This window comes from Planobispora rosea (genome assembly GCF_014648175.1).
In the GTDB taxonomy this organism is placed as follows: Bacteria; Actinomycetota; Actinomycetes; order Streptosporangiales; family Streptosporangiaceae; genus Planobispora; species Planobispora rosea.
In genome coordinates, this window is sequence record NZ_BMQP01000002.1 from 262,690 (window position 1) to 277,586 (window position 14,897).

The window sequence follows — 14,897 nt, forward strand, 5'->3', positions numbered from 1 at the left end:
CGGTGACCGCGGTGACCGGTGGCCGTGGTGACTGGTGGCCGTGGTGACTGGTGGCACGCGGAAGGAGGGGACGGCATGGGCGAACCGGTGCTCGCCGAGTCCGTACGGTATGCGGACGACGGCGCGGTGGAGATCCTCGACCGCCGCGTCTACCCGTTCGAAGTGAGCTGGGTGCGCTGCGCGACCAGCGAGGACGTGGCGGTGGCCATCGAGCGGATGGTGACGCAGAGCACGGGACCCCTGTTCGCAGCCACGGCCGGCATGGTGCTGGGGGCGCGCGAGGCTCGCGGCGACGGGCCGCAGGAGGCGGCGGCGCGGCTGCGTGCCGTGGGAAGGCGGCTGGTGGCCACCCGGCCGACCAACAACCACATCCGTGACGCGGTGCACGCCGTCCTGTCGGCGACCGTGGGCACGGGCGGGGATCCCGGCGAAGGCCCCGGTCACGACCACGCGCGGCTCGGCGGTGACGACCGTCCACGGCTCACCGGCGACGGTCGCGCGCGGCTCGCCGGTGACGAGCTGGTGGCGGCGGTCGAGGCGGCGGCGCGCGCGCACGAGGACGTCTACCACGCCCGGAACGCCGTCCTGGGCGAGCACGCCGCCTCACTGCTCGGCGACGGCACGCGGGTTCTCACCCACTGCTGGGCCGACGCGTTCCTTATCGCTGTGGTGCGGGCGGCGCAGGCGGCGGGCAAACGCCTGGAGTTCGTCTGCACCGAGACCCGTCCGTACCTGCAGGGCGCCCGGCTGACCGCCGCGGCGCTGGTCGAGATGGGCTACCGGCCGACGCTGATCACCGACGGCATGGTGGCCGCGGTCCTGGCCGACGGGCTGGCCGACGTGGCGCTGACCGCCGCCGACCGGGTGACGCTGGACGGCCATGTGATCAACAAGGTGGGCACGCTCGGCGTCGCGCTGGCCGCCCGCGCCTTCGACGTCCCGTTCTACGTGCTCATCGACGCCCCGGACCCGCAGACCCCGACGGCCGCCGACGTGGTGATCGAGCGGCGTGACGGCGACGAGGTGCTGCACGCGCTCGGCCGGCGCACCGCCGCCGAGGGTGTGACCGGCTACTATCCGGCCTTCGACGTGACCCCGCCCCACCTGGTGACCCGCATCGTGACCGGGAGCGGGATCCACCGGCCCGACGCCTTGACGTAGTACCACTGCAGATATTGCGACATTTACCGCAATATCAATGATCTTCTGGATCATGTCGTTGTATCGTGCTGCCGTCGATTTGTCGCGGTCAACACGGGGGCCGCGTCCGCTGCCGCCGACCCCGCGGGTCGTTGCGGCCGCCGACCGACGATGACCAAGGCCGATCGAGTACCGCACGAGTGAACCGATCGGCCGATCGGCGATTGGAGCACTGTGCGAAAAAGATCTCCCCTGCTCGCCGCCGCCTTCGTGGCGGTAGCGACGCTGTTACCCGTATCGTCCGCCGTCGCGGCGGGCCCCGCAGATGCGGCCACGGCGACCCCGGCACCGTCAGGGACTCCGAAGCCCTCAGGGACCCCGACGGCCTCTCCGACCCCGACGGCCTCTCCGACTCCGACGACCTCTCCGGTTCCGGACCCCGGGAAGGCCCGCATCACCTGGGCGCCCTGCGAGGAGGAGCCCTCCGCCGAGTGCGGCAGGCTGAGGGTGCCGATCGACTGGTCCCGCCCGGACGGGCCCGCCATCGACCTGGCCGTCGCCCGCCGCAAGGCCACCGACCCCGCGGCCCGTGTCGGGTCCCTGGTGATCAACCCGGGCGGTCCGGGCGGATCAGGCGTGGAAGCCGCCTACGGCGCTCCCGGTTTCTTCACCCCGGAACTGCAGAAGCACTTCGACATCGTCGGCTTCGACCCCCGGGGTGTGGGCCGCAGCCACCCGGTGATCTGCTCGGCGTCGGTGTACAACCAGATGCCGTACGCCGTCATGAAGAGCCAGGCCGACTTCGTCAGGTGGAGCGCCTACGCCAAGAAGCTGCGCGCGGACTGCCGGGCCCGTACCGGCCCGCTGTACGACCACGTCGACTCGGTCAACGTCGCACGCGACCTGGACGCCCTGCGCGCCGCGCTGGGCGAGGAGAAACTCACCTTCTACGGGATCTCGTACGGGACGCTGATCGGCCAGATGTACGCCGAGCTGTTCCCGAACCGGATCCGGGCCATGGCCCTGGACAGCAACATGGACCACAGCCTCGGCGTCAAGGCCTTCCTCGACAGCGAGGCCGCCGCCGTCGAGGACGCCTTCGACCAGTTCGTCGGCTGGTGCGACCAGGAGCCCGCCTGCGCCCTGCATGGCAAGGACGTCCGGGCGGTGTGGGAGAGGATCCTGGCCAAGGCGCGCAGCGGCAAGCTGTACTACCCGGGCGTCACCGACCGCCCGATGACCGAGATCCAGGTCCTGTGGCAGGGCGTGCTGGGCAACGAGGGTCCCGCCTGGCAGCTGCTGAGCGAGATGCTCCGCGCCCTGGACGGCGGAGAGCCGCCGTCATGGGTGCCCCCGCTGCCCGGCCGGCAGCCCGTGTCGGGAGAGGTCGCCCACCTGCCCACCGCGATCCTCTGCCAGGACTACCGGCTCCCGGTGCGCAGCTACAAGGAGTACGCCTGGCTGCTGCGCAGCAGCAACCGACACGCCCCGGACATGCGCTACAACCCGATGCCGATCGAGGACCTGCCCGTCTGCCTCGGCCACCCCACCACCAACCCGCAGCACCGGCTGCGCTACACGGGCAGCGCTCCGATCCTGCTGGGCAACTCCCTGCACGACCCCTCCACGCCGTACTCCTGGTCCGCCAACGTGGCCCGGCAGTTCGGCCCCAAGGCACGCCTGATCACCTATGAGGGCTGGGGCCACCGCATCTACGGCAAGGACGAGTGCAGCACGGTGCCGATCGACAACTACCTGATCTCGCTGACCCTGCCCCCGCACGGCTTCCGCTGCCCCGTGGGCGGCAGAGTCGAGACCCTGGCCGAGAAGAAGAAGCAGCAGCGTGAGCTGTGGCCGACGGACAAGCTCCCCTGGAGCTCCTCGTTCCCGGCCCTCTCCCGCCTGCAGCCGGCCACGGCCGCCGTCGGCACGTCCAGGACGTCAGACTGAGCTCCGGCCGGTTGTGACCGGCTCCGGCCACGCCGTCAGCAGCCTCGCGCCCAGGACCGGGGGCGGGACGAAGGCGGCGTGGCCGGAGCCGGCGGCTTCCTCAATCCGTCCCGGCCGGGGCACAGGGGACACCATTCGCACGAAGAACGCAAAAACCCCTTCGACCAGCGTCGTGAACCGGGCTCACCACTCCACGGAACCCGCTGCCTCTTCGCCGATCATCTTCCTGCGCGACGAAGTAATGCGTCGACTACGGCCGCCTCCGGGACGCCCATGTCGGTGAACAAGGCGAGAGCCTGCTTCCAGTGGTCGACGGCTTCCTCGACCCGGCCGAGAGCGTGGAGAGCGAGGGCCAGCCCGTTGTGGGCATAGCCCTGCCGGTATCGCCTTCCCGCCTCGATCGCGATCTCGAGTGCGGTCCGGTAGTGCTCCTGAGCCGCCAGGTTCTCACCGATGGCACGGTACGTGTCCGCCAGCCCCTGGAGCGCTTCGCCCTCCAGTTGGCGCCCGGAGAGCTCCAGGGACAGGGCCAGGGCTGTCTGATGGCAGTCGAGGGCCTTGGCGTGGTCCCCTTCACGCCAGTGAATGCTGCCGATGCCTATCAGAGACCGCACTTCAATCCGGGCGTTGCCTATTCCCCGGCCCAGTTCCAATGCGCGCCGGCATTCCTCCAGCGCGGTGACCGTATCACCGCTTCTGGCCCGGGCCTCGCTCAGGTGCAGGAGGGCGAAGGCTTCATCATGGTCCCTCTTCTGCTCCCTCCATCGGGCCGAGCAGACCTCCAGGAGAGAGACGGAATCCGCCGTGCGCCCGACATGAAGGTAAACGGTCGCCAGGTCCAGGAGGACCACGAGCACTCCTCCCTGGTTGTCGAGTTTCTGATAGAGGTCATGGGCCTGGAGGAGAACCTCCTCTGCCTCTGCGAAACTACCGGCGCTCACAAGCCCGTAGCCGAGATAGCACAACGCGTTGGCCTCACCGGCCTGGTCGCTTATCGCCATGGACAGCTTCAGTGACTGTCGCTGGCACTCGATGAACTCCGACAGCTGTGAAGCGGCCATATGAGCATGGCCGAGGGTACTCAGAAGCATGGCCTCGGCACGCTGGTCGCCGATGCTTCTGGCAGCGGACAGCGCGATCTGGTGGGTGTGCACCCAGTCGTCCACATAATCCTTGAGATAGAAGAAATACGCGATCAGATGAGTGAGCTGCCAAGATAGGACCGGCCACCCGGACGTCGCCGTACGGTTGATGACCGCGACCAGGTTGAGGCGTTCGGTCTCCAGCCACTCGCTGGCTTGGCCGTACTCGGTGAACTCGCTCACTCCGGCAGGCGGAGCCGGCGTGTCCAGCTTCAGCAGCTTGGCGTCGCGGTTGAGATGTCGCATGGCGGCACGAGCCGTGTGCGCATACCAGTTGAACACCCTGGCCAGAGCGCTCTCCCGGTCGTCCTGCGTGTCATCGACCTGGCTGCGCTCCTGCGCATGGACGCGAACGAGGTCGTGCATCGACAGCCTACGGTCGTTGTCGAGCTGGAGCAGGTGCGCGTTGATCAGGACATCGACGTTTCCACGCGCTTCCTCGTATGACGAGGCGCTGAGTGCCGCCACCGCTTCCAGGCTGATGTCCGGGCCCGGATGCATGCCGATGAGGCGCAACGTCCGTCGAGCCTCGGGCGGCAGACTCCGGTAGGAGAGCTCCAGGGCGCTGCGCACGCCGATATGCGGATCCTCTTCAAGATCCAGTACGCTCAACCGGTTTTCCCGCTCCAGACGCGTGGTGAAGTCAGCGATGCGCAAGGCGGGATGGGTGGCCAGCTGGGCGGCAGCCAACCGGAGGGCCAGCGGCAGGCAGCCGCACAGCCGGGCCAGATTCGTGACCGCGTCTCTCTCTTTGCCTGTCCGATCCGCTCCCAGCAGAGAGGTGAGCAGGGTGACGGCTTCCCCGAGTGACAGGACGTCAAGGACGACGCTGTGAACGTCGTGGGTGACTGACAATCCGCGCAGCGAGTCCCGGCTGGTGATGACGACTCGTGACGCGGTGGAACCGGGCAACAGGCAACGCACCTGCTCAGCGTTGGCGGCGTTGTCCAGGACGATCAGCAGGCGCCTGCTCGCCAGCAGGGATCGATACAGGGCCGCCCGTTCGTCCAGGCCATGGGGAATCTCTTCGCCGGAGACGCCCAGGCTGCGCAACAGGTGATCGAGGGCTTGGGCTGCGGTGGTCGGCCGCCCTTGGGAGTAGCCGTGGAGATTGATGTAGAGCTGCCCGTCGGGAAACCGCGCCGCCGCGCGGTGACCCCAGTGAGTGGCCAGAGCGGTCTTGCCCACTCCTCCGGCACCGGCGATGGCCGAGATCACCACAGCCGTTCCGGCCGTGTCCTCGGACAGCAGCCTGTCCAGCCGCAACAGGCTCTCGGCTCGGCCGGTGAAGCGGAAGACGTCTGCGGGCAATTGCCGGGGTATGTCAACGGCGCGTGTTTTCGTCGTCGGCTCTGACACGCCTGAGAGGACAGCTGAGTCTCCCGACAGGATGGCCTGATGAATACGGATGAGCTCCTCTCCGGGATCCAGCCCGAGTTCATCGCGTAATAGCACTCGTGCCGACCGGAACTCGTCAAGGGCTTCAGCCGTACGGCCGACTCCATGAAGTGCTCGCATCAGTTGACCGCGCAAGCCCTCGTTGAGTGGATGCTCGGTGACCAGCAGGCGTAACTCACTCACCAGCTCGGAATGGCGTCCCAGGGTGAGGTCCGCCTCGGCGCGACAGATAAGCGCGGCCAGCCGCAACTCTTCCAGAGTCGCCCCTTCCGCGATCTGGAATTCAGGCTGCGTGCCGTCGAGAGCAGGTCCACGCCACAGTGACAGCGCCTCGCGGAACCGACTGGAGGCCTGCAGAGGATCTCCGGCGTCCAGCGCCGAGCGCGCCCGGGCCGTTTCAGAGAGGAAGACGTCCAGGTCGGAAGCGCCCGGTTGCAGCTTCAGCGAGTATCCCGTGGGAGAGCTCACCAGCGCCTGCGGCTCGGCGAGCAGTCGCCGCAGGGACCACAGGTGGTTGTGAAGCAGCCTCCGGCCGGTGGCGGGGACTTGCCCTCCCCACAGCGCCGTCAGCATGCGGTCATGGGAGACCACCCGGTTGGTCTGAAGAACGAGAAGGGCGAGAAGGGTCCGCTGCTTCGGTCCCACGATCGCGATCGAACGCCCGTCACGGCATATGTCGACCGGCCCGAGAACACGAAACTCCACAAGAACTCCCGCAGGGGATCACTATCACGCTGTGATGCCTTCCGGCCACTTCACGCATGTTTCGCACCACATAGGGATTGACCTGCGCCTTGGCGCGGCGAAACACGCGAATGAAACCGGCACAACAAGATCAAGACATTATAACCGACAAGATCAACAGCATCGTCGAGGATCCTTGGCCTGATCATCTGCAGCCGGACTCTCCCATTCCCGGAATCCCGGCTGGCCTATCTTCTTCAACGATGGAGGTATCGGTGGGATCCCCCTTACCGAGCCGCTCGGCCGCGCCACCGCCACGGCGTAGGTCACGGAAACGGCCCGCACTCACGGTGATGGCCGTTTCCTCTCTGGCCGCATCCCTTTTGGTGGCCGGAAACCCCCCGTCCGCGCTGGCCGACCCCGAGCCGGCACCCTCTCCCGCTCCGGCGGTGACGGAGTTTCCGCGGCCCAAGGATCCGGATGCGCCCCTGCGTGCCGCGATCGAAGAGGCGAGAAAACAGAACAAGCCCGTAGCGGTCGAGTCGGTCTACACCGAGACCTCACGCACCTGGGCCTACCCCGACGGCCATCTGACGACGGACTCGTATTCGGGACCGTCCCAGCTGAAACAGCCCGATGGGTCCTGGGCCTGGATCGACACAACCCTGGTAGAGCAGGGCGGCGTTCTCAGACCCAAACTGGCCATGGCCGACATGGAGTTCTCGGCCGGCGGCGGCGACAAGCCGTTCGCCTCGATGGAACGCGATAAGCAGGATCAGCGCTTCTCTCTCGACTGGCCCACACCGCTCCCCAAACCGACGCTTGCGGGCAATGCCGCCACCTACACCGACGCGGCGGGACCGGGCGCGGACCTGGTCGTCACCGCCTTGCCCACAGGCTTCCGGCATGACGTCGTCCTGCGTTCCAAGCCGTCCGGCCCGGTGGAGCTCCGCATCCCCGTACAGACCGAAGGGTTGACCTTCAAGAAGGCCAAGCGCGGCGAGCTGAAGCTGCAGGACGATTCCGGCAAAACCGTGGCACAGGCCCCGGCACCGGTCGCGATCGACGGCAGCGCCCTCAAGACGGACAACACAGGAAAGATCACAAGCCGGCCGCAGGTCGGGGACATCGCCACGCGGGTGACCGTTGAGAACGGCAAGCCGGTGCTCGTTCTCAAGCCGGACCCCGAGTTCCTGGCCGATCCGGCCACCACCTACCCGGTCACCGTGGACCCCACCACGACGCTCACCCTGCTGTCCGACACCTGGGTCAGTTCCCGCTGCGGCTACGGCGATCCCGCGCAGGAACTGATGATCGGCATGGTGAACATCCAGTGCAGATCCTTGGGGGACACCACCGCCAAACCGTCCTACCACCGCTCACTGCTGCACTTCGACACCGCACCGCTCGTGGGCAAGGCGATCGCCTCCGCCCAGCTGGAGCTGTATGCGCGCAGCGGACCCGCTTGCGACTTGAATCTCGGCGGGGTCAAGGTCCTGAGGAACACCTCGGCCTCCTGGACCTCTCCGGCATGGGCTCCGGATGCCGCAGAAGCCGGATCACAGATCCAGCTCTGCCCGACCTACGACCAGTACCCCCGACTGTTCACCTGGTCGATCCGCGACATCGTCAGCGCCTGGGCGGCCGGCTCGGCCAACCACGGCCTGCAGGTACGCGGTGTGAACGAGACAGACAAGCACGGCTGGGTCGTCTTCCACTCCTCGGAGCGAACCGGTGCCGACGCCCGGCCGCCGAAGCTCACCGTCTCCTACATGCTGCCGCCGGAGATCCCCACCGTGACCGCCGAGTCGATCGACTCGATGGACGGCAACGACGCGATCGCCCGCAGCCAGCAGGTAAAAGTCGGTTTCAAGTCCAGCGTCGCCGAGGGCACCAAGCTCGACTACACCGTCTCGGTCAACGACTCCACCATGGCGACCCCGCCCACCGTCCCGACGGGAGAGGCCGCCTACTGGAAGTTCGATGAGGCCTCCGGCACCACCGCCACCGATTCCTCCGGCAAGGGACGGAACCTCACGCTGGGGAGCACGGTGACGCGCAGTCCCGGTCAACTCGGCGGAGCGCTCACCTTCCCCAAGGGTGCGATCGCCACGACCAGCGGGCCGGTTCTGAACACCGACGCCGACTTCTCCGTCAGCACCTGGGTCCGGCTGGACGGCAGTTCCGGACACCAGACGGTCTTCAGCCAATCGGGCACCGCCCAGTCCGGGATGGCGCTGGCCTACGTGGACAGCCCGGGCAACCCGGATCTGAACCAGAAGTGGTGGTTCGGCATGTCGGCCAACGACACCAGCGCGACCGCTCACACCGTGGCCTACTCCGACAAACCGGCCAAGATCAACACCTGGACCCACGTCGTCGCCGTCCACGATGCCACAGCACGCAAACTGCGACTCTACGTGGACGGAGTCCTCGCCGCAGAGCGCGACCACACCAGCACATGGAACGCCCAGGGTGCTTTCACCCTCGGCAAGGGCAGGATCATCGGCATCGAGGGCTCCTTCAGCGGCGCAGTCGACGACATGCACGTCTACGATCGCGTCCTGACCGCCGACGACGTCAGAGCCCTGTATGGCGTCCCCACCGCCACCAGCTACAACGGCATCCCCTCGGGCCAGGTCATCGACAAGGTCTTCGCGCTGGACAACCCGGCCAGCTTCAAGTTCGTGGTCAAGGCCTGCCGTACCGGCGTCACCCCGCCCTCGTGCAACGAGAGCCCGGCCTACCGCATCACCTCGGACGCGCCGGTGCTGCCCACCGACACCGAGACCGGCATGGCTGACCCGGCCCGGCCGATCCTGTCGGGTATGGTCAACCGCCCCTCCGGCGGCCCTGTCACCGCCAAGTACTACCTGTACGACAGCACCGGTGCTCCGGTCGGCTCCAGCCCATTGGGCGAACTCGCTGTCGTCGGCGGCCAGCGGGCTTCGTTCAAAATTGCAACCAATATCGTGCAGTCGGGACGGGCTTACAAGTGGCAAATGCAGGCTTGCGCTCAGGAGGTGTGTACCTCCAAGACAGAGCCGACAAGTTTCACTGTGCCCGGCGAAGCTCCTCCAGAGGAGTACAGCCCCACGCCGATCGCGCTCCAGCGGGACCACTTCGTGACGAAGACAGCGAAGATCGACCCCGCTGCGTGCGAGGGTGGTGCCTGCATGTTCAACGACAACTCGACGATCCAGGTTGGCGGACCGGGTGAAGCTAAACTGGCGAGTCTATTCAAGGTCAGGCTGGATGAGATCCCCGCTGGTTCCATTCCCGTCGAATCGCTGCTGGATCTCGGTACACCAGATTGTGGCGACAGCACTTGTCCAAGCGATGCAACGATCAAGATCACACGTCTGGACAATGAGGTTACCGCTGCGACTAAGCCCTCAGATCTAGTCAGGAGTACCGACTCTTCCTCTGTCTATAGCATTCCCGCTGCTTCTCCCAGACAGGACATCGTCGGTGACGAGATGGCATGGCTGCTGGTGGAGTCCGACAGTGAGGTGGTGATCAGCTTCGGTTCTCCAGATGCAGCGGCAAAGTTGTCACTTACGGTCGGCTACCTGCCCCCGGGACCACCCAGCAAGGTACGTAACCTCCTCGCTACACCTGGTGATGGCGGTGCTCTCGCAACCTGGGTGCTTCCTGAAACGAATGGGTCGCTGGCGTTCCTGGACGGCTACGACGTGCAGGTTCTTACCCCTGACGGTGAGATCATACGCACGGTCCAAGCGAAAGACCCGTCAGTTACTGTCACAGGACTGTCCAATGGCACCAACTACACCCTTCAGGTAGCGGCACGGACACGTTTCGGAAAAAGTGAGTGGGAGAGTGTCACTGTAACGCCCAAGCGCGTGGAGCTTCCACCTCAGCAACCGGGTGCCGCAGCCTGTCCATCATCTGTGGACACAGAGAGGCTGACGGTTAAAGTTGAGGACTATTACAACATCCAGAGTGGTGTTATCGAGGGACAATATCCGGACGTGTGGAGCGGGAATGTACACGGCAGCACACAGACGGCAACTCAATTAGACGAGACGCTGCACCCCAGCCATCCGATGGCCGCCAAGCTCGCCTTGACCAATACAAGCCTGATCTCTGCCAAGCAAAACATGCACGCCGAGAGCAGGCGGCGAGAAGGCTCCTCGGTTTCCATCAGCAACGCTGTCGCTTACAACGCGCCGGATGGAGATGTCATCCTTAGGGCCACCGTCCAGCACAAATGGACCGATGTCGCCACTGCCGGCGAAGACCGGGAGGTCCGACACGAAAACTCGGCAGGGGGCACTTATGACTTCTCCTTCGGCAAATGCGGTGGTTCGGGAACTCACATATCCGTATCATTTGAGGCTGACACCAGGGGAATGGATATGGTCCTTGAAGGACCTGGCCCTGGCGGCGAGTGCAAGGAATCCTCAGTAGCTAAGTCGACGCCCCAGGAAACCGCAGCGAAGTTGGCGTGGCCTGGATGTCCCATAGACGAAAAGTCGCGAGGTCCTAATCCAAACGATGTCACGGCTTACCAGCAGCGCTGCGCCGGCGATGGCTGCATGTTCGATACTTACGCAAAGCGAAGCGTCAGAGCAGGCATGACTCTGGAAACTGGAGGAGTGCTTCGGTACAAGGGCTATCACAACTGGATTGTCGGCGGCCCAACAGCTATAGACATCACTGACCTCAGAGGTTGGGCCCGCATAAATACAACATCCGCCTTCACCAAGTCAAAAAAGAACAAATCATTACTCAACGGCACTACCGTCAAGCTGGAAACGATCGCCGGTTTCGGCATAACCGCCGGAAGTGTCTCCGTAGACGGAGGAGGACCCGGTATCGGATTTAGCACTACTGCCTCATCCGTTCAGTACTCGGTACAAGGATCCGCAAAATATCCCCCCATAACCCCAGCACCTGATAAGGTGAGGCCCTTCACTGTAGGCTGCGATGGCATCGCATGCTCATTCAACAAAATCCGCCATGCAATGAACGTAACAGTTGAATACAAAGCCGGCGGATACACTGTCGGAGATCCCGTAAAACTAGAATCACCCTGGTGCATTGCCACCACAAAATACATATAATTAAATCCATAAATACTCCTCGATAAGAAATCGATGTCGCGTAGGCGCGAAAATTGTCCGCGCCTACGCGACATCACCAACCAAGAGGGACCACCCAGTGACCTACTCAAATTCTCCTCAGAATGCACCACAGGCGGTGACGGGCGCTCGAGCTTTATCGTTAATCACCTCTCCAATCTGGCTATCCTGCCTTGCAAACACTCTAACAAAACTGCCTTTATGGCTACGAGAACTACTTCCACCCACCACTATATTTTCCGTTCTATTCGGATTCCTCTACCTCATACTCTCATTCCAATATTCGCCCGGAAGGCGATGGACAAGATCTGCAACCTTTATACTGAGTGGACTTTCTATCCCATATGGCCTTATTTACGGACTCTTTGATCATAACATTTTCGCACTAATCGCGGCAGCGCTATCCGCTGCGGCCATATTTCACCTACTTGCCCCAGAAGCAAGGGAATGGTTTAACCGATAGCAATTACAAAGCATTTCAATCGAGGAGTCCTCGCCAATGATCGCACCTATGTCCTTCAGATAGAGGTTTATAGTTCCGCAGTAGTTTAGGAATCACAAGGACACGTCTGCGGACTCAATCACAGCTGCCGAAAACCATCATCTTTCCCAAAAGATTTAAATCACTTTCCTGAACGCATCGACAACGACCTTTAGGGGAATACAAATCCCCCCATGGGTTATCTCCATGAGAATGACATAAATATCCATGTCTCCATCCAGGATGAAGAAGAGATCAAGATCCTCTGGATCGCACGGGATCAATGTTGACCTGCCATACTCAGGTTGAATTCGTAGAGCCCTCCTTGGCATGACAGGGTTCGAGGGTCAGGCCGGTCCCGGCCAGGCATCCGCTGATCAGGCGGGGCCGATACTGGATCTTCTTCAGCTTGCGCTTGACGATCCGAACGAGACCTTTGAGATCAGCGACGATGAAGTTGGCCAGAGCGCGCTTGAGCAGGGACCAGACGCCCTCGGCAGGGTTCAGCTCCGGCGCGTAGGCGGGCAGGTGATAGATCCGCAGCCAGTCGTCGTGCTCACGGGCGAAGTCGACCAGCTCCTGCACGTGGTGGCGGTTCAGGTTGTCCCAGCACCACACCAGCGGCGCGCCGAGCTGCTGATGGGTGGTGAGGATCAGGTCGCGGTAGTCCTGCCAGGCGAAACTCTTCGGCTCGCCGGGACGGCCCCGATACAGCTGCAACCGGTAGAACAAGCGCGGGCGCTCCCCAGCACGGAAGCAGACCACGCCGGCCACGTTCACCCGGCCCCTGCCGCCGCGGGTGTGCACCACCGGCCGGGCACCCCGCGGAGCCCAGGTCCGTGCTTTGGGCGGCCTCAGCCCCTGGCCCGCCTCGTCGGCGAAGCAGATCCAGGCACCCAGGTCCGCCGCGGTGGTTTTAGCTGCGGCCACACCTCGTTCTTCCACACCGCGATCGCGGTCTCGTCGCGTTCGGCGGCCCGCCGTACCGGCACCTGCCAGGACCAGCCATGCCGCTTGAGCAGCTTGGCCACCCCCTCGATGGTGTAGCCGACGTGGAACATCCGCCCGATCACCGTCTTGAGGCCCAGCGTCCAGCGCTGGTCATCGGCGAACCCGTGCGCCAGCGGCCCTCGTTTCAGCTCGGCCTCCAGCTTGGCCCACGAGGCGGGCGACAGCTTCTCCCGCGAGACCGGCCCCGTGGATTTCAGCGCCGCCGTCCCCCCGACGCGCCACCTGGCCTTCCCCCTCCGTGTCAGGCTCAAGTGGGACACACGGTGAGGTAGTTCTCAATATGGCATGAGTAGGGCGAGACATGGTGTAGCAGACTGTGACGATGACGAAGCACGACCTGGAGGCCGGTGGGCCCCGGGCTGATCGACCCAAGCGCCGACACTTTTCGGCGGAGTACAAGCTGCGGATCGTCGCCGAGTACGACGCGGCGCCACCCGGTGAAAAGGGTGCCATTTTGCGCCGCGAAGGCTTGTACGACTCCAGCATCCAGTTGTGGCGCAGGCAGCGCGACGAGGGTGCCTTGAAGGGCGTCTCCAGGGAAAAGCAGGTCGCATCCGGAGAGATGGCACGGCAGCGGGCCAAGGAGAAGGCGGAGCGAGAAAAACTCGAACGGGAGAACGCCCGGCTGAAAAAGAAGCTCGCCCAGACCGAGGCCGCTCTGGAGATCATGGGAAAATGGCACGCGCTCTTGGAAACGATGTCCGAGAGCGCGGACTCGGACAACTCCTGACTGAACTTCGCGCCGAAACCCGCGAACAACCCGAACCCCACGTCGGTACCCAACGATCCTGCACACTGACCGGCATCAACCGGTCTTCGCTGTATCGACACCGGCAACCGAAAGAGGTGAAGCCCGTAACCGTACGGCCGGCCCCGCCCAATGCGCTGTCCGCAGAGGAATGCGAGGAGCTGATCGCAGTCCTCTGCGGACAAGTCGCCGCGCCAGGTGTGGGCGACCTTGCTCGATCGTGGCACCTACCTGGCGTCGGTGTCCACGATGTACCGGGTCCTGCGCGCCCGCGGCCTGGTCCGCGAGCGGCGCGCTCAGGCCCGGCACGAGGCCAAGAAGAAACCGCACCTGGTCGCCAGAAGCCCCAACGAGGTGTGGAGCTGGGATATAACCAGGCTGCCGTCCATCGAGCGAGGCAAGTACTTCGACCTGTACGTGATGATCGACATCTTCTCCCGGTGTGTGGTGCACTGGGAGGTTCACGTCCGTGAATCAGGAGAGCTTGCCAAGCAGTTCATCGAGAACTGTATCCGGGCCAACGGCGGGCTCGCGCCGCGGACGATCCACTCCGACCGCGGAACGTCGATGACGTCGAAATCGGTGGCGAGCCTGCTGTCCGACCTGGACATCATCAAGTCGCATTCCCGGCCGAGGGTGAGCAACGACAACCCTTACAGCGAGGCGAACTTCAAAACGATGAAGTACTGCCCTGTGTTCCCGGAAGTGTTCGGGTCGGCACAGGACGCGAGAAGCTTCTGTCACCGATTCTTCGACTATTACAACCACCGGCATTACCACTCGGGGATTGGGCTGCACACGCCGTTCACCGTGCACATCGGCACCGCCCAGGCCATCCAAGACAAGCGCCAGGACACGATCGAGGAATTCCGTGTGGCCAACCCGCAGAGGTTCACTCGACGGCCGTCGCTGCCCAAGCTCCCCACCGAGGCGTGGATCAACGAGCCCAGCGACGACGACGGCCTGACCAGCAGCTCAGACGAGGAGGAGGCCGCTTAACGCCTCAGCAGCACCGTGTCCCACTTGACTTGACACCTACCGTTCCACCGCCGCACCGTACGCTCGTCGATCCGCAGGTCCCCCGCGATCGCCTTGGTGGGCTCACCTGCCGCGAACCGTTCGGCCGCCTTCAGCCGGACCAGCTCGCGGCGCTCCTGTTCGGCGGGCGTGTACCCGCCCCTCTGCCCGTACCGCATGACCCAGTCGTATCGCAGCACCGAGCAGCCGTCACGACCTAC

General features: G+C 64.4%; 8 protein-coding genes and 1 pseudogene. 5 read left to right on the forward strand and 4 right to left on the reverse strand.

All coding sequences use genetic code 11. The features are described from left to right. Window positions 1-75 precede the first annotated feature (75 nt). Complete coding sequence (locus IEZ08_RS02970; protein ID WP_189241605.1) at window positions 76-1,161, forward strand: translation initiation factor eIF-2B alpha/beta/delta subunit family protein; 1,086 nt, start codon at window positions 76-78, stop codon at window positions 1,159-1,161. A gap of 486 nt (window positions 1,162-1,647) precedes the next feature. Continuing rightward, complete coding sequence (locus IEZ08_RS02975) at window positions 1,648-3,090, forward strand: alpha/beta fold hydrolase (protein WP_189241606.1); 1,443 nt, start codon at window positions 1,648-1,650, stop codon at window positions 3,088-3,090. Window positions 3,091-3,308: 218 nt separating this feature from the next. Here the strand turns inward: IEZ08_RS02975 and IEZ08_RS02980 are convergent, their stop codons facing one another. After that, entirely contained in the window at window positions 3,309-6,335 is a 3,027-nt protein-coding gene (locus IEZ08_RS02980) for an AfsR/SARP family transcriptional regulator (protein ID WP_189241607.1), read from the reverse strand. Between the two features lie 332 nt (window positions 6,336-6,667). On the opposite strand from IEZ08_RS02980, the gene IEZ08_RS02985 reads away from it, so the two are divergent. Continuing rightward, window positions 6,668-11,401: a LamG-like jellyroll fold domain-containing protein gene (locus IEZ08_RS02985; protein ID WP_189241608.1), complete on the forward strand. Its 4,734-nt coding sequence runs from the start codon at window positions 6,668-6,670 to the stop codon at window positions 11,399-11,401. 799 nt (window positions 11,402-12,200) lie between these two features. Here IEZ08_RS02985 and IEZ08_RS02990 read toward each other — a convergent pair. Then, on the reverse strand, window positions 12,201-12,845 hold the full coding sequence (locus tag IEZ08_RS02990) for a transposase (protein ID WP_373294321.1): 645 nt from the start codon (window positions 12,843-12,845) through the stop codon (window positions 12,201-12,203). Beyond that, complete coding sequence (locus IEZ08_RS02995; RefSeq protein WP_229802877.1) at window positions 12,755-13,162, reverse strand: winged helix-turn-helix domain-containing protein; 408 nt, start codon at window positions 13,160-13,162, stop codon at window positions 12,755-12,757. The genes IEZ08_RS02990 and IEZ08_RS02995 overlap by 91 nt, the downstream gene beginning before the upstream one ends. 71 nt (window positions 13,163-13,233) lie before the next feature. Here IEZ08_RS02995 and IEZ08_RS39265 point away from each other — a divergent pair, with 71 nt between their 5' ends. Both IEZ08_RS39265 and IEZ08_RS03005 read left to right on the forward strand, forming a co-directional pair. Then, window positions 13,234-13,641 (forward strand): transposase, encoded by a 408-nt coding sequence (locus IEZ08_RS39265; RefSeq protein ID WP_203863218.1) that lies wholly within the window; start codon window positions 13,234-13,236, stop codon window positions 13,639-13,641. 213 nt (window positions 13,642-13,854) lie between these two features. Then, window positions 13,855-14,658, forward strand: a pseudogene (locus tag IEZ08_RS03005) (transposase); the annotation flags it as partial. Here the strand turns inward: IEZ08_RS03005 and IEZ08_RS03010 are convergent. Beyond that, window positions 14,655-14,855 (reverse strand): helix-turn-helix domain-containing protein, encoded by a 201-nt coding sequence (locus IEZ08_RS03010; protein ID WP_189241611.1) that lies wholly within the window; start codon window positions 14,853-14,855, stop codon window positions 14,655-14,657. The pseudogene IEZ08_RS03005 and the gene IEZ08_RS03010 overlap by 4 nt on opposite strands. Between the last annotated feature and the right edge of the window lie 42 nt (window positions 14,856-14,897).

Bases quoted from the DNA above. Each gene is read 5' to 3' on its own strand.
- IEZ08_RS02970 (WP_189241605.1), top strand. From the start codon at position 76: ATGGGCGAACCGGTGCTCGCCGAGTCCGTACGGTATGCGGACGACGGC.
- IEZ08_RS02985 (WP_189241608.1), top strand. From the start codon at position 6,668: ATGGCCGTTTCCTCTCTGGCCGCATCCCTTTTGGTGGCCGGAAACCCC.
- IEZ08_RS39265 (WP_203863218.1), top strand. From the start codon at position 13,234: ATGACGAAGCACGACCTGGAGGCCGGTGGGCCCCGGGCTGATCGACCC.
- IEZ08_RS03010 (WP_189241611.1), bottom strand. From the start codon at position 14,855: ATGCGGTACGGGCAGAGGGGCGGGTACACGCCCGCCGAACAGGAGCGC.